Source organism: Rhizobium sp. YJ-22 (assembly GCF_029601685.1).
Lineage (GTDB): Bacteria > Pseudomonadota > Alphaproteobacteria > Rhizobiales > Rhizobiaceae > Metarhizobium.
The window spans coordinates 123177-123428 of the sequence record NZ_JARRIR010000007.1 but is presented as its reverse complement, the minus strand read 5'-3'; the positions used below and the strand labels follow the sequence as shown (position 1 = coordinate 123428).

The 252-nt window shown below is 57.9% G+C and carries 1 pseudogene; it reads right to left on the bottom strand.

The window, feature by feature from the left end:
- Positions 1-252 (bottom strand): annotated as a pseudogene (locus P7F60_RS17230) (replication initiation protein RepC); the annotation flags it as partial.

Sequence of the window (252 nt, the reverse complement as noted above, 5' to 3'; positions counted from 1 at the left end):
CTCATATTTTCTGCATTCTCCTGCTTTTCCAGCATGTTGACGATTTTCCTGCGCAAGACGTCGAATTCCGCCAGTAGCGGTGTCAGGGTTTCGATGTCGGGAATGCGGGGAATGGCGAGTACGAGGGCGCGAAAGGCTGTCGTCATCGCCATCCAGTCACCGGCAGCCCCCTCTTCTAGCGCCGCATCGATCAGCTTGGAAATGTCGCGGCGGCATAACGTCAGCTTTTCGCGCAGGGTCCGGAGCTGGAGG